Origin of the sequence: Bradyrhizobium sp. 195 (assembly GCF_023101665.1) — a bacterium.
Lineage (GTDB): Bacteria > Pseudomonadota > Alphaproteobacteria > Rhizobiales > Xanthobacteraceae > Bradyrhizobium.
Genome location: NZ_CP082161.1, coordinates 3,354,310 through 3,378,615, shown reverse-complemented (window position 1 = coordinate 3,378,615; position 24,306 = coordinate 3,354,310). Strand labels below are relative to the sequence as shown.

General features: G+C 65.6%; 6 protein-coding genes. 3 read left to right on the top strand and 3 right to left on the bottom strand.

Going from position 1 to position 24,306, the window contains the following annotated elements:
* Window positions 1-633, top strand: a complete 633-nt coding sequence (gene bluB / locus IVB26_RS15470) for a 5,6-dimethylbenzimidazole synthase (protein ID WP_247972437.1) — start codon at window positions 1-3, stop codon at window positions 631-633.
* 188 nt (window positions 634-821) lie between these two features.
* On the opposite strand, the gene IVB26_RS15465 is transcribed toward bluB, so the two are convergent.
* The 3 genes from IVB26_RS15465 to IVB26_RS15455 are packed head-to-tail and all read right to left on the bottom strand — an operon-like array spanning window position 822 to window position 20,260.
* The gene (locus tag IVB26_RS15465; protein ID WP_247972436.1) at window positions 822-2,504 is read right to left on the bottom strand and encodes a ShlB/FhaC/HecB family hemolysin secretion/activation protein; all 1,683 of its coding nucleotides are present in this window, start codon (window positions 2,502-2,504) and stop codon (window positions 822-824) included.
* 11 nt (window positions 2,505-2,515) lie between these two features.
* Window positions 2,516-19,498, bottom strand: coding sequence for a leukotoxin LktA family filamentous adhesin (locus IVB26_RS15460; protein ID WP_247972435.1), 16,983 nt, complete (start codon window positions 19,496-19,498; stop codon window positions 2,516-2,518).
* 12 nt (window positions 19,499-19,510) lie between these two features.
* On the bottom strand, window positions 19,511-20,260 hold the full coding sequence (locus IVB26_RS15455) for a hypothetical protein (RefSeq protein ID WP_247972434.1): 750 nt from the start codon (window positions 20,258-20,260) through the stop codon (window positions 19,511-19,513).
* A gap of 295 nt (window positions 20,261-20,555) precedes the next feature.
* Between IVB26_RS15455 and IVB26_RS15450 the strand changes: the two genes are divergently transcribed.
* Together IVB26_RS15450 and IVB26_RS15445 are read left to right on the top strand one after the other, a co-directional pair.
* The gene (locus IVB26_RS15450; RefSeq protein WP_247972433.1) at window positions 20,556-21,587 is read left to right on the top strand and encodes an ABC transporter substrate-binding protein; all 1,032 of its coding nucleotides are present in this window, start codon (window positions 20,556-20,558) and stop codon (window positions 21,585-21,587) included.
* Window positions 21,584-24,274 (top strand): hybrid sensor histidine kinase/response regulator, encoded by a 2,691-nt coding sequence (locus IVB26_RS15445; protein ID WP_247972432.1) that lies wholly within the window; start codon window positions 21,584-21,586, stop codon window positions 24,272-24,274. The genes IVB26_RS15450 and IVB26_RS15445 overlap by 4 nt, the downstream gene beginning before the upstream one ends.
* Window positions 24,275-24,306: the final 32 nt, after the last annotated feature.

Below are 24,306 nucleotides of genomic sequence, written 5' to 3'. Positions count from 1 at the left end.
ATGGTCGAGTTCGACGACACCTTCCGCCAGCATTTGCGCGAGCTGTTCGTGTGGCGGCGCGACGTGCGCCGCTTCCGAGCCGAAGCGCTGCCGGATGGCGCCATCGACCGCCTGATCGAGACCGCTTGCCTGTCGCCCTCGGTCGGCCTCAGCCAGCCCTGGCGCTTCGTCGTCGTCGACGATGCCGCATGCCGCCGCGCCGTGGCCGAGGACTTCAAGGCGTGCAACGCCGACGCTTTGGGTTCTTATGCCGGCGAACGCGCGGCGCGCTACGCCACACTGAAGCTGTCGGGCCTCGAGCAAGCTCCCGGCCACCTCGCCGTGTTCGCCGACAAGGCCAGCGACATCGGTCACGGCCTCGGCCGCGCGACCATGCCGGAGACCACGGAATATTCCGTGGTCGCCGCGATCACCGCGATGTGGCTCGCCGCGCGCGCTGAGAGCATCGGCCTCGGCTGGGTGTCGATCCTGAACCCGGATCGTATCCACGCGATTCTCGATGTGCCTCTTAGCTGGAAGTTCATCGCCTATCTCTGCATCGGCTATCCGGAAATCGAATGCGACCGGCCCGAGCTGGAGCAGGCCAAATGGGAACACCGGCGCGGGGCGGCGGAGTTCACGTTGAAGCGCTGATTGAGCGGCGCCTCAAGCTCGAACATCAGACGCCAGCGCACTCCATCCTCCGTCATTGCGAGCGAAGCGAAGCAATCCAGAATCCTTCCGCGGAAACACTCTGGATTGCTTCGTCGCAAGGGCTCCTCGCAATGACGGCGAGAGAGTTGCGCTCGCAACGCCGACGGCGAGAGCGGCGCAGCTTCCGGCTACGACTTGCTCCTGCCGGCCACGGCCGCCACAGGCGGCTCCGGCTTCTGGAACATCAACAGCGGCCGGAAGATGACGCGGCCATAGGCCTCGTAATGGTTCTGGGTCGACACCGCCATCTTCAGCGGCGTCGCGTAATTTGCCTCGAACGTCATGAATGATGCGTAGGTCCAGGAGAAGCCGACGCCGACGGACGCCATTTCGGTGACGCCGGGGAAGGTCGAGTACACCGCACCCCAGTCGGTGAAGATGTAGGTGTCGAAACCCCTGAGCCATTGCGACCAGTTGTAGTGCAGCTCGGCGTTGAAATAATAGCCACTGTCGCCGGAGGCCGCGTTGGAGGGATAACCGCGTACGGTGGTGGGACCGCCGATCGAGAAGATCTGATCGCCCGGCAGCAGCTTCTCCTGCGTGTACTGCCAGCTCGCCAGCACATTGGCGCTGAAGTTCTGGGGCCCCGCGGCGCTGGTCGCGATCAGCGAGCCGGTATAGGTGTTGAACGCGCGGTTATTGCCGAGCACGTAGTCGTGCCACGCGATGTAATTCACCGCCGGCGAGACCGTGATCGAATAGGTGTTGCCGGACTTGGTCACCGAGACGCCCGCCGTGGTCTTGTCGTAGTGATCGTCGGTGACGGCGACGGTGGCGAAGCGGCTGACCGTCTTGCCCTCGGTCAAGGCGGCGTTGAGCAGCACCAGCCAGTCCTGCGTCACCCAGACCGGCTGGCTGAAATTGACCGCGGCCTGGCTCGATCGACCCGTGACGTCGAGCGCGACGAACGGTCCCTGGATGATCTTGATCTTGCCTTCGGTATAGCTGACGCCGGCGCGTCCGCCCCAGGGATTGACCGGGATGCTGTAGGCAACGTTGCCGTTGAGATTGCCGTCGGAACGAACGCCGTAGAAGGTCAGGCGGTCGTCGACGCCGAACAGGCCGTGGCGCTTGTAGAAGGCTCCGCCCTCCCAACGCCCGGTGTTCTCCGCGCCCTGGTTGTCGGTAAAGAGCTGCAAGGTGTCGACCGGCGGCTCGATCACCGCGAATTGCAGGTCGGTGAGGCCGAAGCTCGTGCCGGGCTGCAGCAGCGCCTTGATCTGCACGTCGTTGGTCCGGTTGAACCAGATCACGTCGCGGTTGAGCTTGGGAACGTCGAGGACCTCGCCTTCGGGCTCCTTCACGCGATCGAGGATATAGTCGGCGCGGGTCTGCTTGTTGCCCTCGACCGTCGTCTTCTGCAGCCGGCCTTCGGTCAGCTTGACGCGGACGATTCCGCCCTTGGCGTCCTGCTCGGGCAGCGTCGCGATGCCCGTGACGATGCCGCGTGCGGCATAGACGGCATTGATGTCGGCAACGAGCTGCAACAGCGAGGCGATGTCGACGTCCTTGCCGACATACTTCTTCGCGATCTCATCCAGCTCGGCCGGCGTGATGAACTTGGACTCGTCGAACGTGACCTTGCGCAGGCGGAATTTCGGCCCGCCCGGCTTCAGGAGCTGGGACTTTTCGCGCTCGCCGCCGATCACCGCCGGCCCTGTGAGCTTGGGCGGCGCGCTCTGCTGCTCGATCTGACGGCGCTGCCGGTCGACGTCGTTCTGGATTACGCCGGGATTGATCGATTGGGCGCGCGCGGAGGCAATGCAGGACGCTGCCAGCCCGACCGCCAATGCTGCCCCCCGAATCCGCATCCCGAATCCAACTACCATGCCTCTGCGAGACGGCCAATCGCCGGCTTCGCCGTCTCGATCGCCGCGTCCTTCCAGCCCGTACGTCCCGCACGCTGACCCTTCTGGCGCAGCTTGCGCATGTCGCTGAGGCCCTCGATGTTGACGGCGGGACCGGAGCCGATGGCCTCGACCGGCCGCGGCGTCAGCAGCGCGTCGAGCCGTGCCTGGCCGGAGAGGCCGAGCAGGTAGAACGTTCCCCCGTCCTTCTTGGCGAGCCAGGTCTCGATGCTCTCTTTGCCCTCGCTGTCGACCGCGATGTTGCGCATCATGCTGGCGCCGGTGAAGGCGTTGCAGCAGGTATGAGTCGGGCTGTAATTGGTGACGGTCGCCGAGACATCGCCGGTATAGAACACCACATAGGCGTTGCTGACATTGGCGTTGCCGACCTGGCTCATGGTGAACACGCCGCCCGGCTGATAGAGCTGGAGCGACGGCCAGCTGGACGGCGCCGGCGTGCGGTTGTTGAGCAGCACCTGCTGGTGGGCTGTAGTGAGCATGAGCTGACCCGGCACATAGCCGTTCAGGATCGTCACGGCAGGCGCATCCGTCCAGAAGGTCGCGTCCACCACCCTGAACTGATTGACGATGATGCTGTCCGGGTCGATCGAGATGTTGGCGGACTTCGCGACGCCGCCATTGTAGCCGGTGATGTTCAGGATCAGCGGGATTGCCGGGTTCGACCGGATCTGCTCGCCCTTGACGTTGATCGTATCGGCCGCGAGATCGAGCTCCCGCACGACGCTGACCCAGTTGATCGTCAGGTCGCCCGACGAGGTCATCTTGACGACGTTGCCGCTGACCCGGTCGAACGAGACCGATCCGGCCACCTCGAAATGCGTATCGCCGTTGGCGGAGATCGATCCGCCGCGGAGCGAGCCGGTGTCGGACTTGACGTTGAGGCCGCCGGCATCGCCTGGGATCCCCGTCGTGGTGAGCTGGCTGAAGACGATGTCGTTTACGGCATGCAGGGTCTGCGTGCCGCCGCTGATGGCGGTGCCGACGGTGATCCCTCCGGCCGTCGCGCTGACGTCGAGCGTGCCGCCGGCCGCGAGATTATCCCAATGAACGACCGTGCCGCTCAGGACTGCGTTGCCGGTCGAGGCCGTGAGGTCATGACCGGTGTTGGTGCCTGCGGCGAGCAGCTTCGCGGAGCCGTGGGCCGAGACCGAGCCGAGTGTCGGCACGCCGCCTGACGTCACGGTCTGCGCGAGGATGAAACCGTTGTCCGCGGTGACGTTGATGCTGCCGGCATCGCCGTTGATGCCCGTCGCCGTTAGCGCGTTGAAGGTGACGTTGTCGCGGGCGCGGATGGTCTGCGTGCCGCCGCTCTGCGCGGTCTGGAGGTTGATGCTGCCCTGCCCCGCGGTCACGCCCAGCATCGTGCCGACATTGAGCACGTTCCAGTTGATCGGGCCGCCGTTGGCCGTCAGCAGGCCGGAGCCTGTGGTGGCGGCGAGCGTGTTGCCGGTGATGGTCGTGGCCGCCAACAGCGTCGCCGAGCCATGGGCCGAGACCGAGCCGAGCGTGGTCAGGCCGCCTGATGTCATCGTCTGCGCGAGGATGAAGCCGTTGTCGGCGGTGACGTTGATGCTGCCGGCATCGCCGTTGATGCCCGTCGTGGTCAACGCGTTGAAAGTGACGTTATCGCGGGCGCGAATGGTCTGCGTGCCGCCGCTCTGCGCGGTCTGGAGGTTGATGCTGCCCTGCTCCGCGGTCACGCCAAGCGTCGTGCCGACATTGAGAGCGTTCCAGTTGACCGGGCCGCCGTTGGCCGTCAGCAGGCCGGAGCCTGCGGTGACGGCGAGCGTGTTGCCGGTGATGGTCGTGGCGGCCAGCAGGCTCGCCGAACCATGGGCCGAGACCGAGCCGAGCGTCGTCACGCCGCCTGAGGTCACCGTCTGCGCCAGGATGAAGCCGTTGTCGGCGGTGACGTTGATGCTGCCGGCATCGCCGCTATTGCCGGTCGTCGCGAGCGACTTGAACGTCACATTCTGGGTCGCGTGGACCGTCTGCGAGCCGCTGCTGTCGGCGGTGCCGACGACGATGCTGCCGTTGTTCGCGATCGCGCTGAAGCTGCCGCTAGCGCCGGTCGCGGTGCCCGCCACCACCTGGTCGAGCGTCAGCCCGCCCGTGCCGACGATATCCACGCTGCCCTTCACTGCGGACAGCAGGCTCACCTCGGTGTCGGTCAGCGCCTTCAGGTAGATGTCGCCGGCGCTCGCACTGGCCGACAGCCTCGTGGCGTTGGTGGTGAAACGGCCCGTCGCGTTGCCGATTCCGTTCGATGCGCTCAGCGACACTTCGGCGCCGGCGCCGGACACGAGGAGCTTGGTCTGACCGTCGCCATTGTCGATGATCGCTCCGAGCGAGGCAACGCCGCCGGCGGTGACGATGATCGACGGGGTGTTCGAGGCGGCAGCGTAGGACAACGACGAATTCAGCTGGCCGATCGTCGCGTCACCCGTGGTGGTCACCGAGATCAATCCGGGGGCATTGATGGCCGAATAGGCGCCCATCGACAGCGTCGCGGCCACCAGCGTCACGCCGTCCGAGTTGCTGGTCGCAACCACCGGCGCCGCGCTGGTGCCGGCCGCAAAGGTCATGCCGCGATCGGCGAGCAGCTGCATCAGGCCGTTGCTGCTGATGCTGGTATTGATGGCAAGCGCGCCGCGCGCCACGTTCAGCGTCAGCGCGCCGCCGGCCGTCAGCGTCCCATAGGCGCCGCTCCTGCCGACGGCGAGGTCGCCGGTGACGGCAAGGATGCTGACGTCGCCGACCGCCGTGCCGGTCACCGCGCCGGAGATATTCACCTGCAACGGCTGGAAGGACGAGCCGTTGAAGCCGATATTGCCGCCGGCGCGCAGGTCGAGGTCGGTGCCCAGGATGTGGATCGCGCTGCGGTCCGTGAAGTCGGCCTCGGCATAGATGCTGCCGGCCGCAGTGAGCTGGATCGCATTGCCGGCGGAGATGTTGCCGAGGATGAGATCGCCGGTGGTTTGCTTCACATAGATGCCCTGTGCCGACGAGACCTGGTCGAGCTGGTCGTGGCCGGGGTCGGCAAAGGCGACCTGAAGCGCATTGGAATTGTTGGCGGGATTGCTGCCGGCGGCCCCGGGGGCACCGACATTGCCGCGCTCGGCGATCAGCGTCAGGTTGGCGATATCGCCAGAGATCACGGCGCCACCCACATTGGCGGAGATGCTGGTGACGGCGTCGAGCTTGACGTCGCCGCGGCCGGTCACCTCGATGCCGTTGGCCTGCGCCGCCGTGATCGGACCGTAATTGGCGGTGACGCCGCCGAGCGCGAGACTGTTCTTGCTGCCGAGATAGATATTGGTCAGCGCCTTGGCCGAGATCGCGATCGGGTTGTCGACGACGACGAGGTTCTGCTGCGACAGGCTGACCGTATAGGTCGTGACATGGGTCGTCGGGTCCGTCACCGCGCCGACGGTGAGTTGGCCGGGACCGGCCGAGGACAGCAATGCCCTCTGCTCCGTCGTCAGCGACGAAGCATCGACGCTGGTGAAGGTGAAGGTCTGGGGCGCGGCCGAATTGCCGACCGAGCCGCGCGGCGCATAGAGCATGACCTGGTTGGCGCTGACATTGGCGATGACGTTCTCGTCGATCGGCGGCGGCGCCGCTCCGATCGACGACGACGAGACGGTGTAGGCGAGCTGGCTCTGCGTCCACTGCGCGCCCGCGGTGATGATGCCGTAGACCCGCTCGGTCGATGCGAGCGTATAACTGTAATTCGCATCATAGGTGTTCAACGCCGTCTGCAGCGCCGTGTTGGTGGGCATGCGCTGATTGGCCGTCGAAACGCCATCGAACAGCTTCGTGAACAGCGTCGTCGAGAGTGAGCTGCCGAACACTGTCCCCAGCGGATCCGAAGGCGCGGTGCCGAGCAAGGTCGTCAGCGAGGTCTTGAGCTCGTCGCTACTGATCTTGCCGAGCAGGAACTGGTCCCTCAGGAACCGCGTCGTGGCCTCGGTCTTCATCTGCGTCGTCGTGACGTTGGCGGGATCAATGCCGAGCTTGGCCGCCACCTGCGCCCGCAGCACCGTCTGCCCCACCGAGGTCGGGTTGTAGGTGCTGCCGTTCTGGAACGCGATGTTCTTGAGCTGGAAGTAGTCGTTATAGGCCGACGTCACCATCGCCTGGTAGCTGTTGACGGCGTTGGTGGCGGCGTTGCCGCTGAGCAGATCGAGGCTCGCCCAGACGTCCTGCAGATGCTGGCTCTGCGCCTGGGTGAGACCGACCGCCGCCCGGCCGTTCAGGATGCTGGCCTGGTTGCCGTCTGAGCCGGCGGCCTCGAGGAACACCGGTCCGCCGGTCGACTGGATCGTGCCGAGGCGCAGATCGCCCTTGGACTGGATGATGTAGGTGCCGGTGGCCGAGGCGCTGTCGAGAACGCCGCCATCGACGCTGCCGCCCGCCTGAACCGTCCCCGTCGCCTGGATCACCAGCGGATTGATGTTGGTCAGGGTGCTCGCGCCGTTGACGACGGCGCTCGTCGCGCCGATCGCACCGGACGTAGAGTTAATCTCGATATTCTTGCCGATCACGACCGGGCTGGCGGGGTTGTAGGCGGAGGCCGAGTTGATGTCGCCGACCGCCGAGAGGAAGACGTTGCCCTGCGGCGTGGCGCCTGCCGAATTCACCTTGACCTGATTGATCGACAGCGACCCGACCGCCGCGATCGCGATGTCGCGATCGATCGAGCTCGCAGTCAGGTTGCCACCATAGAGCTGCACCTGGACGGGAGCCTTGTTGGTGCCGAGCGTGCCGATGCCGCCGTCACCCCGAAGCGTCACGCTCGTGCCCGAGATCACCGGGTTGTTGGCATTGGCGCCGACCGTGATGGACGAGTTGGTGCCGGTGGCGTTGAGCGTCGTCGCACCCTGAAGGTTGTTGATCGAGCCGTTGATGACGATGCCGGAGGTCGAATTGACCACGACGTCGCTGCTCCCGCCGCCGGTGAACTTGATGTTGATCGGGTTCGACGCCTTGACCGTGTTGGTCAGTGTCAGCGTCAGGTGATCATAGATCGCCTGGTACCAGTTGAACTGGGCGTCCGCGCCGCAGCACTTTTCCACGTGAGTGTTGAGTCCAACGGGGGACCCGTCCGGGTTCACCCCTCCCGCCCAGTGATAGCTGCCCGTGGCGGTGGTGACCTTCTGGTAGTTGGTGCTCTGCGTGCCCGAAACCAGACTGGTGGTACGGGTCCAGTTCTCTCCGGTGGTCTGATTGGGCGTGAAAGCCCAGCCGTAGTCGAACTGCGTGCTGGTGGTCGGACGATCCAGGGTCGCGGTGTCGACCCACTGATAGAGCATGTTCTCCTTGGTCGCGTACTGGATGCCTGACGTGCCGGTCCTGGCTGCAAGCATCGAAGCGTCGGGCGCGGCCGCATTGACGCTGTTGACCTCGTACCGCGACACCTGCTGGTTGCCCGCTGCCTTGGGATCGTAGACCCACCAGGTCGTCTTGCCCTTCAGCTGGTCGACGATCTCGACCACGCTTTGGGCGGTGGCGCCGGTATTGATGGTGTTGGTGACGAGCGCAAGGCCGCTCGTGTTGTTGACCGTGATCGTGCCGGCGCCGCCCTTGATCTCGATATTGCCCTGGGTCTGGGTGCTGTCGGTCGAGGTCGAGATGATCTTGCCGTTCAGATAGACGTAGCCGCCCGCGCCCTGCACCACGCCGTTCAGGATGAACTGGTCGGTGAGAGCGTTGTACCTGACCCCGATCTTGACGTCGTCGCTCACCGACGTCGTCACCGAGCCAGAGACGTCGTAATAGACGCCATTCCGCGCATTGGCCTGAGCCGTGGCAAAGTCCGCACCGCCATTGCGGTTCTTGAGGCCGTTCGTGCCGTAGATGGCAGCATAGGCGTCGGCGCCGATGTTGACCGAGTAATTGCTGCTCGAGCCGGCTTGGATGGTGCCGTTGATGTTGATCACCGACGCCGAGATGATGACCGCCTGGCCGGTGATGGTCCGGGTGGCCGTCGCGGTCGCCGGCGTATTCGCGGTCTTCGCCGTGATCGCATCAGGCTGGATCTGGATGACCTGGAAGAAGGCATCGCAGCCTGCACAATTGAACGGCGTCTTGTACGGACCACTATCCGCGTAAACGTTCCGGCCGTCGTAAGTCGTTTTCTCCCAAGGCGCGGTGGCAACAATGGTCGAGTTCGACGGCTGCCCCTCGATGACCTTTAGCGTAGCGACATCAGGCACGCTGCCGGCATTGGGAGTGCTGGTGTTCCCAGGCGTACCCCGGCCCACCGGCAGGAAGATCGACGAATAGAGCGAGGTGCCGTCGTAGAACGTCATCAGCATGCGGGCGGTGAAGATCGTGCTGGCGTCAGCGTTGCCGACCGGTGCATAGATGCCGCTACTGCCGCTGGCGCAGCAGTAATAGAAATATGGGTGATCGCCTCCAGAACCGATATGCGGAGCGCTCTCGTAAGCGCCGTAAGCGCCGAGATAGGTCGCCGCCGTCATCACCGCCGTCAGCGCGTCCTCCGGCCTGTTCTCGGTGCTGGCCCATTGCGAGGTGACGGCGCTGCTGCTGTCGTAGAAGCTGCCGATGCCGCCGAGGAACGTGAACGTGCCCTTGGGCACCACGATCTGGACGGTCGCGGCGCTGAGCGACTGCGATGCGACGACACTGCCGAGATTGTTGACGACCTTGAGCAGGCCGTTCGGATTGTTGACTGCGCCGTTGAAATAGATGTCGGGCGTGCGGGTCAGCACATTGCCGTTCTGGTCGATGCCCTGGCCGCTGTCGGGATCGAGGCGGTTGTAGGTGGCGGAGACGTCGATCACGGGCGAGGCGCTCGGCATCGCGGTGAAGGTCACGTTGGAGTGCGAATCCGGGTCGATATGGTCGATCTGACGGTAGGTGATGTTGCCTCCGCTCACGTCGGTGACCGTGAGGTTGCCGAGGCTCATGAAGTCGAGGCCCTTGTTCTCGATCTTGATCAAGGGCGAGCTACGCGCGATCACCGCCGGCGCCGCGGGATTGGTGCCGCTGTTTCCGGTCAGCTTCTGCGCCAGGATCGAGACGTTGCCGGCGGAGATCAGGATGTCGCCGAATGCGAAGGCGTTGCCGGGCGCGTCGGAGGTGAACGGCGCCTGCTTGATCAGCGTGTCGATCTGGCGCTGGATGTCGCCGGTCGGATCGGTGCCGGATGGCGACATCGTGGCGGGGCTCGTGGGCGTCGCCGCCGCGAGCTGAGAGCGAACTTGGGCCTCGGAGAGGCCAGTCAACGTCGCCAGCTGGTTGACCACCAGCTGGTAGGGATTGAAGTTGCCGATAGTGGTGTACTGGACCGTCTGGTGGTTCCAGCTCATCACCGGACTGAAGTGATTGACGTCGGAAACGGATTCGAGGGTCAGCGCGGAGTAAGGGCTGGTCGTGCTCAGGGTCGGCGTGCTCGCGCCGAGGTCGATCGTGATGGTCACGTCGTTGTTGATGCCCGCGACAACCAGTCCGTTGAGCGCGACATCGCCGGTTCCGCTGGTATGGCTATGGTTGTCGCTGTTCTTGGCGCTGAAGATGTCCAGATACGGGTTGTAGTTGCTGCCGTTGCCGGCCGCGGTGACCTGCCCTTGCGTTGCGCCGAGATAGATGTTTCGCGCGCCGAGCACGCTCGAGGTCGGGGCCAGGGTCAGGCTCGTGGTGTCGTCGGCATTGGCCGTGCCGCGGTAGAGCGTGGAGATCGGAATGGCAGTGTTGTTGTAGACGACCGTCGTCGCCGTCGCCTGCACGCTGCTGAAGACCGAGCCGTCGCCGGCGAGGCCGGCGTACATCGTGATGTCGCGCCAGGCCACGATCTTCGCGCCGGCGCCGACATTAACGGATTGGTTGGCGTGCACCCAGCTGTTGGTGCTGGCACCGACGCCGGCGATCGCGCCGTAGAGGCTGGCATTGGCGTTGTTCGCCGCTGCCATCTTCGCAGCCGTGCCGACATAGATCTGGCCGGCACTGAACAGCTCGCGGGCATTGATATTCACCGCAAGCGTGGCATTGGCCGTCATGTTGGATTCGGCGCCGCCGCCGGCGAAGAAGCTGGCTGTGGCGAGGCTCGCGGTGTCGTTGGTGTTCAGCGTGTTGTAGGCCTCGATGTTGATCGCGGCCGTCGAGGTCCTGGGATCGTCGTTGAGGCTCAGCACCGTGCCGGCGCCGATATTGGTGGTGACGGTCTGCGTCACAAAGGACTCGCTGAGCGCGGCTGCTCCCGAGAATGAGCCGCCGGAGCCCGAACGCGCGCCGCCGCCGCCTTGGTTGACGATGTCGTTGGCGATGACGACCATGTCGCCGGCCGCCGAATTGATGATCAGATGCGTCCCGATCTCGGCCGTGGTGGTGGAGTCGACTTCGTTCCGCGCCTTGCCGGCGGACACGCCGGCCGTGGACGCCTGATAGGCGTCGCCGCTTGCAACGTAATTCGTGGTGTGTTTGGCGTCGATGCGGAGGCCGCCGAAATAGAGCGTGTCGTCCGTCGCGCCGCCGTCGAACCGCGCATTGGTCACCGCGATCGAGCTCGTGGTGGCGACCGCCGCCGCGCCGGCATAGGTGCCGCCCGCGCCGACCTTCGCGTTGGAGAAATTGGTATCCGTGCCGGTGGCTTTGATCCAGAGGACGCCCGTGTAATTGCCGTGGTTCGCGACGTCCATATCCGCGGGCGCACCCAGATAGGCATCGGTGTGTGCGCTGGATGAGGTCTGAGCGACCGTGGCGCCGAGCGCCAAGAAGCCGGTCGAAAGGCCGGTCGCCTCGGCGTATTGGGCGCTGTCGTTTTCAGCCTCGATGGTCACGTTGGCGTTGGGCAGCCTGATCCCCGTTCCGCCATAGGCACTCACGGTCGCGTTCTGCGAGGCCTGGGCGTAGCTGCCCTGGGCGCCGATCAGCGAGCCGCCGCCGCCGGCGAGCGCCTTGGCCCAGGTCGTCGTGCCGCTGGTCGGAACCAGCGCCTTGGCACTCACGTCGAGCGCACCGCCCGAGAAGCTGACGGCGTCACCGACATCGGCCGTCACCGTGGCGCCGACCGTCGACTTTGCGATGGCGACGCCGACGGCAGCGCCACCGACCGAAACACCAATCGCCTCGCTCGACAGATTGGGCGCGATCGCCGCCGACACCAGCGTGCCGATCCCGCTCGCGGACGTCGTGATCGAGGCGCCGGCGCCGATCTCCGCCAGCACCGAGGAGTTCTCGGTGGCCTCTGCGTCCGCACCGGTGCCCGCGACGATGCCGCCGCCGAGTGCGGTTGCCGTCGTGCTCAGGGTGCCCGCCCCGGCCGCGCCAATCAGCAATTGCGAGGTGTCAATGGTGGCACCGTTCAAGACCCGCGCCACGACTGAGCTCGTTCGGCTTGCCGTCGCAACCGAAGCGCCGACGGCCACGGCACCGGCGGAGACGCCGCCGGTGAAGACCACCTGGGTCGTGGTATCCTGCGCCATGACGGCAGCGCCGGTCCCACCCGTGCCGGTGATCTGACCGCCGAGCAGCGCCATCACTGTGTTGGTGACATTGCCGACCGAGACGGCTGCGTTGGCGCCGAAGTAAAGCGCCGCACCACCGGCGATTGCCTCGGTGTCGATGGTCTTGCCGCCATAAGGTCCGGTGTTGGCGTCCTTGACGACCGCCGCAACGGAGACGGACGGCGCCGAGACGACCAGAGGCGTATCCGCGGCCACCAGCACGCCGGAGCCGTTGCGTCCGTAGTCGCTCAGATTGGCGAGCACGGTGCTGTTGACGCTGGTGTAGCCGATGCCGGCACCGATGCCGACATTCTTGGCAAAGCCCGCGCCAAGCAGATACATCTTGGCAGCGTTGGCGCTGGTCGCCCCGACATTGACCTGCGAGCCCCTGACGTTGCCGCCCGCGATCTGCGCGACCACGACGTCGTTGCCGCCGCTCAACACATTACTGACGTCGTAGGTCGAGCTGACATTGGCACTGTTCGGATTGCCGGCGGTGCCGCTCGCGACCGCGTTGCTGCCATGCGTGTTGCTGGTGCCGCTGTTCACGGACGCGATGGTGCCGCTGCCGCCCTGATTGAGCTGGCCGGTCTGTTGGCCCTGGGTGTCGGCATCGGCGGTGTTGGTGCCGATGATGATGACGCCGACGGTCGCGCCGATGCCGACGCTGCCGCCGATGCCGGCCGTCACCGCGTAGGACAGCACCTCCTTGGTGCTGAGCGCATTGACGTTGATGGCGTCCACCGAGTTCAGATTGCTGTTCCAGCTCTCGGCGATCGTCCGGCTCTTGAACACGATGACGTTGGCCGCAGCACCAACGCCGACCCCTGCCCCGCTGGCGCCGACCGCGAGCGCGCCGGCGATCTCCTTGATCGCCACGTCCTCGGTCGCGTCGATCGTCACCGCGCCGGCCGTGCCGCCCGTCACCCCTTGCAGCGTGGTGTCATAGACGCCGGCGATGGTGGTGTTGTTGGCGACCTCGATGTTGGCCATGCCGGCGATCGCCGCCGTGCCGGTCGAGAGCGCTCCGCCGATCGCATAGGCCTCGAAACGGTTCTTGGTGGTGGCCTCGACGTCGAGCGCGCCGCTCAGATTGAGCGCGGTCGTGTGCGCGGCGCCGCTGCCCTGATAGTGGAATTCGTCACCGACATAGGCCAGGGTCCGGTTCGACGAGACCTGGACCAGGAACGCCGCGCCGATCGCGGCCTGGCTGCCATAGGCGCCGGAGCCGTTGGCGGAGAAGATGCCGGTGTTGTTGTTGGCGTTCACCGTCAGTGACGAAGCCGTCAGCGCGCCGCCGTCGACATAGGCTTCCGTGGTCGCCTGGAACACGTTCAGCCCGACCGAGCCGGTGTTGAAGCCGATCGCGATCGAGGACGCATCCTGTTCCGCATTGGCCTTCACGGTGACGGCGCCGACCGTCTCGCTCGACGACTGGACGCCGCCGACCGTGGCATTGGTGATATAGGCGAAGGTCTCGCGCGACATCGTCGTCGAGATGATCGTCGCCCCACCGCCGCCGCTGCTGCCGTAGGCGATGCCGGCGCCGAACGCGCCGGAATAGGAGAAGCTCGACGCGGCCACCTCGATCTGCGGCTTGAGCGTCGACGAGGCCAGGCGCGTGTCGATGGCCGCGCTGTCGATATAGGCTCGTGTCGCGCCGCTCATCACGTTGGTGATGGGGTTGATCATGATGGCGATGCTGGAACTCGCGGCAAGCGAGGCGACGTTGGTCACGACGGCCTGGTGGGAACTCGCGACCACGGCAAGGCCGCGCACGGTGTCCTGGTTCTCGGAGAGATCGGGCGTGGTGTCGGTCGGCGCATGGGCGGTGCCGAGATCGAACGCGTGGAAGAGTGTGCCGTTGTTGACCGACAGCGTATCGGTGGTGCTGGTCCCGAGCGCGTCGACCTTGGTGTTCGCCCCGCTGATATAGGCTGCGGTGGTTCCCGTGATCTGGTTGGTCACCAGCGAACCCGCGCCGCCGGCCGCCCCCTTGCTGATCGACAGCGCACCCGCGAACACGGCGGCCTTGTCGTTGTTGCCGGCAATCACGCCGACATTGTTGGTGGCCGTGATGTCGGCCCCGTTGATGCCATTGGTGCCGGCGGCGGTGATGCTGGCGGTGACGTTGGTCCCCATCAGATTGGTGGCGACCGAACCGGCGAGGCCAACCTGCGAGGACATCGCAATGCCGACGGCGACGGTCGAGATGCTGGCGTTCGAGCTCGCGCCGACCCCGACATTGCCCGAGGCGATCAGCTTGGAGCCGGTGACGCCAGCGCTGACATTGTTGGCGATGCTGCTGTAGACGAGCGCGAGGCCGGCGGCGCTGCCTTGCGTCGAGGCGCCCGCGATCGCGGCGGTTCCTGTGATGCTGGAACTGTCGGTCGCGTTGACGGAAATGTTGCGGCCCGTGACGGACGATTGCGTCGTGCTGGACAGGTTGTTGCCGATCCCCGCCGAAACGGTATTGGAGATGCTGCTGATCGTGGTGCCGCCGACGCCGGCGAACTGTCCGGTCGCAAGACCAAAGCCGATCGTGACCGCCTGGATCTTCGAGGAGTCGACCGCACTCACACTGACATTACCGTTGCTGCCGGCCGTCATCAGGACGTTGGCGATGTAAGCCGAATGCGTGGTGGCGATGGTGTTGTAGACGATCGAGGCGCCGACATTGTTCTTGCCGGCCTGGATCAGGCCCGCAACGGAGACGATGCTGGCGCCCGGACCGTTGCCTGTCCCGTCGTTGAGCGCAGCCGCACTGAAGTCGATGCAGTTCTGCCCGCCCGTGCCGCCGGCGACCGTGCAGGTGTCCGAGGCGAGATGATTGTTGTTCGACTTCTTGACGAGGTTGCCGAGTGCCGTATCCAGCGCCGAGACTGCGCCGCTGTCTGCCAGCACCGTCACACCACCGACATTGATGTTCACCGTCGCGCCGCTGTCGATGTAGGCGGTCGTGGTTGGTGCGATCTCGCTGACGACGATCGCGCCGGCAAGCCCGTTGGATCCCGCCCCGCCCGAGGCCGCGCCGGCCGCAATCACGCTGGCGCTGTCGGCCATCACCAGCAGCGTATCGTAGTTCGAGATCGACGTGCTGCGGATGTGCGCGTCGGTCGCTTTGCCGCCGGTGGGATCGGCGATCGACGCGTAGGTCAAACCGATGCCGACGCCGGCCTGGCCGCCCGTGATATAGAGCGAGCCGCCGCCGATCGCGATGTTCGTGGTCTGGTAGGCGTCGACCTCGAGCGCGCGATTGACGCCGCTCGACTGGCCCGCGATCGTCGAGCTCTCGATATAGGCGTTGGCGCTGTCCGTGATGATGCCGACGGAGGCCGACAGCGACGCCGCATTGGATTTCGATCCCGCCACGCCGATGGCGACGACGGTCTCCGAGCCGCCATTGAGCGCCTGGACCGTCACCGAACTCTGGTTGTTCAGGGTGGTGCCGTAGATATAGGCGAGCGTCGCATTGTTCGACATCGCCGCGGCGATCGCGCCGCCGATCGCGGCGCCTTGCGCGGATGCGCCGGCCAGATTGAGCGCCGCCGAGCCGGACCCATTGTTGAGCATGGTGTCGTTCAGCGCCTGAACGATCGTCTTCGTCACCACGGTTCCGGTCGTGGTGAACTTGTTGACCGTCGCGTTCCTGATGTAGGCGCTGGTGCCGAGCGAGACGTCGCTGATCGACGAGCTGCCGGCGAGATCGATGCTGAAGCCTTCGGTGCTCGATCCCGAGGACGAACCGATCTTGCTCGCGGCCGTCGCCACGCCAGCGGTTCCCCCGGTCGCGCCGGCGCCGGCAGCGCCCGCCTTGTCGGAGAAGCTGGATGCGGCCGGCTCGGAGATCGATGCCGCGACGGCGGCCGCGGTGATGCGGCCGGACGTGGTCGCGCTGATCGTCAGATTGTCGACATTGACCGCGCCGCTCCCGCCGCTCGTACCGGCGAACGGATCGTTGGCGCTGAACGGGCCTGGGCGAATGTCGGAATGGTTGTCGCCGATATAGGCGGAGGTGTCGGCATTTGCGCCGAGATAGGCGACCGCCAATCCAACCGCCGAACCTCCGCTCGTGTTGCGGCTCATCGCGCCGGCAAGCGTCACGACCGACAGATCCTGCTGCGCCAGGATGCCGACGGTCGGGGCAAAGACGGTGGCCTGGCTCGAGATCGACGCATGCGTCGTGTTGTTCAGGAAGCCGAGCGAGGTGATGCCGTTCAGCGCCAGCGCGCCCGCGGCCTTGCCGGACGACGGCGCGACTGCGACGAACTGGTCCGACGTGATCGCGTTGACGGCGATGTCGTCCGCCGCCCGGAGCGTCGCGCGGTCCGAGACGCCGGCAATGGTGTTGGTGTTGAACTGGACGAGATTGAGCGCGCCTCCGACCGAAGAGCCGCCCGACGTGTTGCCGGTCAGGAAGCCGAGCGTGCCGACATTGCCGGCTGCGTCGATCGACGCCGTGGTCGTGGTCGCCGCGATCTGAATCGTGGCGTCGTAGGTGTGGACGTCGCCATTGTCCATTCCGGCCGCCCAGCTGCTGCCGCAGGCCGCGGTCGTGCATGTCGCCGTCAGGCTCGCGGTGCCCGCGACCCACGCCGTCGTATTGTTGTTCACGACGAAGTGGTTGAGGGAACCGGAGATGCCGATCGTGTCGCCGGCGTCCGCCGTGGCATTGGCATAGCTGGTCAGGATGTTGCCACCGACGCCGAGACTGCCGTTGAGGTGGCTCAGAACCGCGCCGAGCCCATCCCATTTCAGCCAGGTGTTGGTGATGGGCAATTCCGTGGTGGCATCGACGGCGATATTCGCCGCGTTGATCAGAGTGCCGCTGCCGACATAGGCGTTCGAATTGTGGGTGAAATTGCCCCAGGCGACGGCCGCGCTGATCGCCGTGCTCTCGCCGGACACCACGTCCTTGGTGATTGCGCTGGCCGTTGCATTGCTGCGAACGCCGCGATCGATGACGTTGCTGGCCACGGCGACATTGCCGCTGGCATAGATGCTCGGCGCGCCGCCGCTCGGATTCTGCGCGATCGCAGCGGTCGCACTCTGGGTGCTGTTGGCCAGCGAGAGCGCACCGGCGGCCTTGAAATTGAAGTTCAATGGCACCAGAGACGACATGTGGTCCTGGATGATCGACGTCGGCGCCGTGACGCTGCGCAGTCCTGTCTCGATCGCCGCGATCAGCGCCGGCAGGCCGGCGATGGACGACGCCATCGTGGAATTGCTCGTGGTATCGGAGGTGGCCTCGACCAGGACGGAGCCGTTCATCCGGTTGGCGGTATCGGTACCCAGCGATGCGCCGAGCGTCGCGGTCACCGACGTCGTGATGTCGCTGATGGCGAACGCACCGCCGACGCCGCCGCTCGCCCCGAGGCCGGGGGCCGCGACCGAGGTTGCGCTGGTCGAGAACGAATTGTTGTTGATCGCGCGCACTTTCAAGGTGCTGCCGCTCGCGTTCACCGTGCCGGCTGCGATATGCGCCCCGCTCTCGACGTTCGCGATCGTCGTCACCGAACCCTTGGAATACGCCACCGTCGGGACGATCTGCGCGCTCGTCGATGCCGCAAGCGCAGAGACGGCGATGGTGGCGTCGTTGAGGGCCTTGATCTCGAGGTTCCCGCCAGCATTGATCGTCGCGCCCGAGGCCACGTTGGTCGTGGCAGTGCCGTCGATCTTGCCGACGACGACGCCGGCTGCGACCGGCGTGAGGCTGCCGAGCAATGTGGATGCGATCGCTGGATCCGAGGCGGTCTCCGATGCATGCGCGGAGATGGTGACATCGCCACGGCCGTTGATGTCGGCATGGCTGTTGATGTTGATGGTCGCGGTTGCGCTGGCCGCGACATAGCCGCCATTGAGCCCAAGCAGCGAGGCGGCAAGCGTCGAGCCGACGAGTGCGAAATCTCCAGCCACGGAACCGTTTAGGAAACTTGACACCGCCGTCGAGGTCGCTGTGATCGAGATGGTGCCGCCGGTGATCTTGCCGTCTACCGTGATCGCGGTCGCAGCGGTGGCCTGGCCCGACAGCTTGATGTCGCTCGCCGTGGCCGTCAACGTCACATTACCGTCGGTGTAGGTGGTTCCGCCGAAATTGACCGACTGGGCCAGGATCTGCGCACCGTTCATGATCTCGATGTTCGGCGCGTCGATGATGACGTTGTTGGCGTTACCGGTCGAATGGCCGGAGCCGTCGAGACGGCGGGCATCGATCACCGCATGCGCGGCGAGCGTGATGGAATGATCAGCCTGGATGAGATAGTTGGCACCGGCGCTGAGCCCGGCGAGCGCAGCCGCGACAGAGCTGTTCGACAGCGTCACGCCGGTGTCGCCTTGCGCCGCGTCACCGACGACCAGGTCGGTCGGGTCGATCAGCAGCGTGCCCGCCTTGCCGTTGGCGGCGCTGAGGTTGACCTTGATGCCCTGGCCGATGTCGATGACCCCGTTCGCGCTGAAATCGACGAGACCGGCATTGCCGGTCTTCGCGCTGGCACTGAACTTGGCTCCACCCGCCACGATCAGGTTCTGGGCCGCCTTCAGTCGGATCTCGCCGGCATCGCCGCTCTTGCTGGCAATGTTCAGCCTGGCGTTCTTGCCGATCTCGATGTTGTTGCCGGCCTGAACGCTGATGTTGCTCGGCGTCGAGGTCTTGCTGCGCGCGGTCAGGCGTCCGTTGACCCTGGCGCTGTTGACGGCGCCGATATGGATCGAGCCGTTGCTCACCGTGATCGCGCTGGCGCTGCGCAGGCCCTTCGAATTGACCGAGGCTGCGAACTTCGCGGCGTGATCGAGATTGGCGATGTCGCGCTGGCTGGCGCCGCCGACGAAGACGTTTTGCCCGGTCAGCCGCACGCCGTCCTGGGCGTTGATGCGGCCATAGATACGGATGTTGCCGTCCGGCGAAACCGGGAACGAGCCCGCCATGAGATTGCCGACCGCCGTGCCGTTGATCGCCCCTCCCGGACCGATCAGGCTGTCGGTGAATTCGCGCGTCGGCGTCGAGACGTTGAGACTGCCGACATTGACCACGCCGCTGCGGCCGACCACGAAGCCCTTGGGATCGGCGAAGTAGACGTTACCGCCGATCGCGCCGTTCATGTAGGAGTTCAGCGTGCCGTTGACGTAAACCGGCGCGTCGCGGACGATGTTGACGAGGTTCCGCGTGCCGGTCGGCAGCTGCAGATTGACGGTGTTGCCCTGCCCGACGCTGAACTGCGAGAACGAGTTGAACGCGTTGTTGCCCGAGACCGTCGACGTCGTGACGTTGGTGACGCTGCCGGAGGTCTGCAAGGAGGTCCCGGTGCGGCCGTCGGGAACGATGACGTTCGCCGTCTGCGCCTGAAGACGGACGCTGTACACCGGCAGGAACACCATCTGCATCGCGCAGAGCAGCGACATCGAACGGAACCGCGCCAGCTTGCGCAAGCCCGGTTCGTCCTCGTCTCGCCTCACAGATGGTCCGCGCATGCCTGATCCTGTTCAGAACTGGCCGGGCGGCAGCTTGAAGATGTCGGGGCTCTTGGCGTCGGCCACGTAGAACAGCAGCAGGCTGGTCGGGGTCAGCACACGCTGGTTGTTCTCCTTGTTCTCGAACGTGCCCTGCAGCAGCAGGATTACCGAGCGGTCCTTGGCGTCGCTGCCGCGGAACATCACGATACCGCCGGCGACGGGCATGTTGACGGCGATGGAGTCGGGCTTGAAGCCTTCGCCCATGAAATGGGCGCGCAGGATGTTGGCGTTGGAGAACAGCTTCTCCGGCGTCATCGCCGCGTCGGTCCCCTTCGACCAGACGGCGCCGATCTGGATCAGCGACTTCGACTTGTAGCCGAATACATAGGAGAGCTCGGCGCTCCCGCCGTTCGGCAGCAGGTCCGGAACGGACAGCAGGATGCTGTGCGTCAGCTCGGCGGCGTTGTCCTGCGCCTTGATGGCATCGGGCTTGGCGTTGAAATCCTTCGTCATCGCCGCGCGCACATCGGCCTCGTTCATGCCGAACTTGGCGGAGCGGAAGCCATCGATCGCTTTGCTCTTGTCCTCCGCTCCTGGTGCCTCAGCCGACGGCGCTCCTGCGGCGACGGGCGTGCCGGCTGTGGCGGGAGCGCCGGCGGCAGCGGCTCTGGGTGCCGGTGCCGCCTTCTGCTTCGGCACGGCGCCCTGGGCCGCGAGCGGCCCGGCTGCAACGGAGGTGAACAGGCCGACGACGGCCGGAATGAGATAGATTTTGCGCATCGAAAACCTTCGAAAACAACTTGAAACAACGCTTCAAAAATCGGCAGCTGCGAAATGGCTTCCCCGAGCCGTCGTCGCAACCGGGACGGAAAATGTTGCAACGCCACAAGGCGTTACAAGGCGGCACGGAGCAGACAACACTCGAAACAGCGACTCTTTGGCAGCGTAGGAATACGGTATCGGGCTGCCAAACGCTGCGAATGAACATTCACAAGCGCATTTTTTGATCAATTGTGGACACCGGCCGTTCGCGCTAAGCATCCGAACTGGGGCAAGCCATCATGCAAAGGAATCCATGACCGAACGGCGTTCCGCTTTCGCGGTCGATCGCCGCGGCTTCATTCGCCTTGTGGGCGCAACCACCGCAGGATGGACGGTGCTCGGCGCAACGTCGGATCGCATGCGGATCGTCGCTTCCTTGACCGCATTGCGGCTCGACGACGAACTGACAAGGCGGAGCATGATCGACAGTCCGACCTCGCGCCTCGGCGGCCTCGTCGCCGGCCTGAGACAGCGCGGCTGGGTCGAAGGCGTCAACTTCCGCCTCGAACTTCGTTCGAGCTTCGGCCCACCGGAGAGGCTGAAGGCGGCCATTCAGGAGTTGCTGGACCTCAAGCCGGACGTGATCCTGACGGGGTCGACGATCGAAACCACGGCGGTCCTTGCCGCCACCAAGACCATTCCGATCGTGTTCGCGACCGCCAACGATCCGGTCGGCAATGGCTTCGTCGAAAGCCTTGCCCATCCCGGCGGCAACGTCACCGGCTTCACCAACAGCACCGCCGATATGGGCGGCAAATGGCTTCAACTCATCCGGGAGGCCGTGCCCGATCTCGCCCGCGTGGGCGTGCTGTTCAATCCCACAAGCGCGCCCCGGGCGGGACGCTTCTTCCTCGATTCGATCGAGCAGCAAGCGGCCGAATCCGGCGTGTCTGTCGTCCCTGCGCCCGTCAACACGCTTGCGGACATCGACGCAGCCGTTGGGCGCTTCGTCGAACCGCCCAAGGCGGCCATGATTGCCCTGGTCGACAGCTTCCTCGTCGTCAACCGACAGACGGTCGTTGCGGCAGCGGACAAATACCGCGTGCCCACGATCTACCCGTTCTATTATTTCATGGATGCGGGCGGGTTGATGAGCTACGGGGCGACGTTGGAGGTGCGCTCGGCCGATTACGTCGATCTCATTCTGCGCGGCACCAAGGCAGGTGATCTTCCGGTGCAGTCGCCGCGCAAATACGAGCTCCTGATCAACCGCACGGTCGCTCGCACACTGGGATTGACCATTCCGTTCACGCTGCTCGCGCGCGCCGACGAGATCCGCGAGTGAACGAGACGGTCGACCAGGGACCATTGCGGACGCCTCCCGGCCGGCTGTTCCGCAAATATCTCTACTCGATCGTCGCCCTCGCCTTTGCCGCCCTCGCCATCAACACCGGCTTCGACGTCTGGTTCTCCTATCGCGAGCAGAAGCAGCTTCTGGCGGCAACGCAGCGCGAACAGGCAGCGTCCGCCGCGATCCAGATCGGCCAGTTCGTCGGCCAGATCGAAAACCAGATCAGATGGCTCTCGCGCCTGCCGCCGGAGCTGTCGACCAACGAAGACGAGCGCCTGAACGCGATCCGTCTCCTGCGTCTCTCGCCGGCGATCGCGGAGATCGCCGAGATCGACCCGCGAGGGCGCGAGCGGGTGCGCGTGTCGCGCCGCGTCGCCGACAAGGTCGGCAGCAACGTCGACCTCTCCGCTTCCCCCGCCTTCCGCGGCGCGAATGAAAGCCGGGCCTATTACGGGCCGGTTTATTTCTTGGGCGACACTGAGCCGTACATGACGCTTGCGACACGCGGCATAGGCCGCCATCCCGACGTGATCGTCGCCGAGGTCAATCTGCGTTTCATCTGGGACCTCGTCGCCGGGATCAGGGTCGGCAACACCGGCAAGGCCTATGTGGTCGATCGCATGGGGGTCTTGATCGCGCATCCCGATCCGTGGCGGGCCCTTCAGCGTAGCGATCTCTCCGGCCATGCGGACGTCCGCGCGGCGCTCGACGGCGTAGGGCCGGCGGCAGGCGGACTGGTCAAGGAGGATCTGACCGGTCAACGCGTGCTCTCGACCTATGCGACGGTTCCCTCGCTCGGCTGGCTGGTGTTCGTCGAGCTGCCGCTCACCGAGGCCTACGCGCCGATCTACGCATCGATCGGCCGTTCGACCTTTCTCCTCGTCGTTCTCTTGGTCGGTGCGGTGCTGGTCTCTCTCTTTCTCAGCCGGCGCATGACGGGACCAATCCAGCTCCTCACGCAGGGCGCGCGGCGGATCGGCAGCGGCGATCTCGGCCTGCGGCTCGCGATCAGGACCGGCGACGAGCTGGAAGCGCTCGGCGACCAGTTCAACCGCATGGCGGCGCATCTGCGCGATTCCTACGCCACCCTCGAGCGCAAGGTGATCGAGCGCACCTCCGAGCTCGAGAAAGCGCGCGATCACGCCCTTGCCGAGCACGATGCCGCCGAGCGCGCGCGCCACGCTGCCGTGCAAGCCAACGAGACCAAATCGCGCTTCCTCGCCGTCGTCAGCCACGAGCTGCGCACGCCGCTGAACGGCGTGATGGGCGTGCTGCAATTGCTCGACGACGGCAACCTGAGTGAAGCGCAGCGGCGCCACCTCGCGACCGCCGCGGCGTCCGGCGAAACGCTGATCGCACTGGTCGATGCGGTGCTGGAATATGCCCGACTGGAGGCCAGCACCGAAACCCTGGAGCCGCGCAATTTCCGCCTCGACCAGCTCATCGACGCCGCCGCCGAGCTGATGCGCCCCCAGGCCTTCGGCAAGGGACTGACCTTCGACCTCGCCTGCGATGCATCGGTCCAAGCCTCGGTGCACGGCGACCCTGTCCGGCTCAATCGCATCCTGCTCAATCTGATCGGCAACGCCATCAAGTTCACGCCTTCAGGCGGGATCGCCGTGAACGCGGCCGCCGAGCGGCACGACGATCATATCCTGCTCCGCATCACCGTTCGCGACACCGGCATCGGCGTCGCCCCCGACATGCACGAGCGGATCTTCGAGGATTTCGTGCAGGCGGACGACAGCATCGCACGGCGGTTCGGCGGCACCGGCCTTGGCCTCGCGATCGCGCGGCGCCTCGCCCGCCTGATGCGCGGCGAGCTGACGGTTGCGAGCACACCGGGCGCGGGCAGCACGTTCACGTTCGAGGTACCGCTCGGCCTCGCCGCGAGCGGCATCGCGCAAGATGCGCTGCAACCGCCATCGCGGCAGCTCCGCGTGCTCCTGGTCGACGACGATCCCGTCAATTGCGAAGTCGGTGAAGCCATCCTGAAGAGGCTCGGCCATCTCCCCACCATCGCAAGAAACGGCTCATCGGCCGTCGCACTTGCCCGCGATCAGGCGTTCGACGTCATCCTCATGGATCTGCACATGCCCGACATGGACGGCGTGGAAGCGGCCTCGCGGATCGGCAAGCTCGGCCTGCCAAACACGCCGCGCATCATCGCCGTGACGGCGGACGGGTCGTCGAGCGCGCACGAGCGGCTCGCCGGCGCTGGCATTGTCCAGATCGTCAGCAAACCGATCCTGATCAACGCGCTGCGCGAGACGATCGAGAACGACCCGGAAGTTAAGCCGGCGGCAGTGCAACTGTCCACGGGCGCATTGATCGACCGGCACTTCCTCGACGACCAGAAAGAACTGCTGGGCCAGACGCAAATCGCGAAGCTGCATCATCTGCTGCAGGAGACCAGCGACAAGCTGATCGCAGATATCACCAAAGCCGCAGCGATCGGCGATCGTAACCAGCTCGCCCGGCTCACCCATCAGCTCGGCAGCGCGACGAGCGCGCTCGGCCTCGTCCGCCTGTTCGAGCTCTGCCGCGAGGTCGAGCTGGCGGCGCCCACGATGTCGGCGCCTGAGCACCAAAATGCTGCGCGCGAACTCGCCGAACTGCAACGGGCATCCATGCAGGCGCTGGATGATGTGCTTCAACCTGCCGAGCAGCGATCGGTCTAGATTTGCTCAGATTGGGGCTCCCCAAGCGCTCT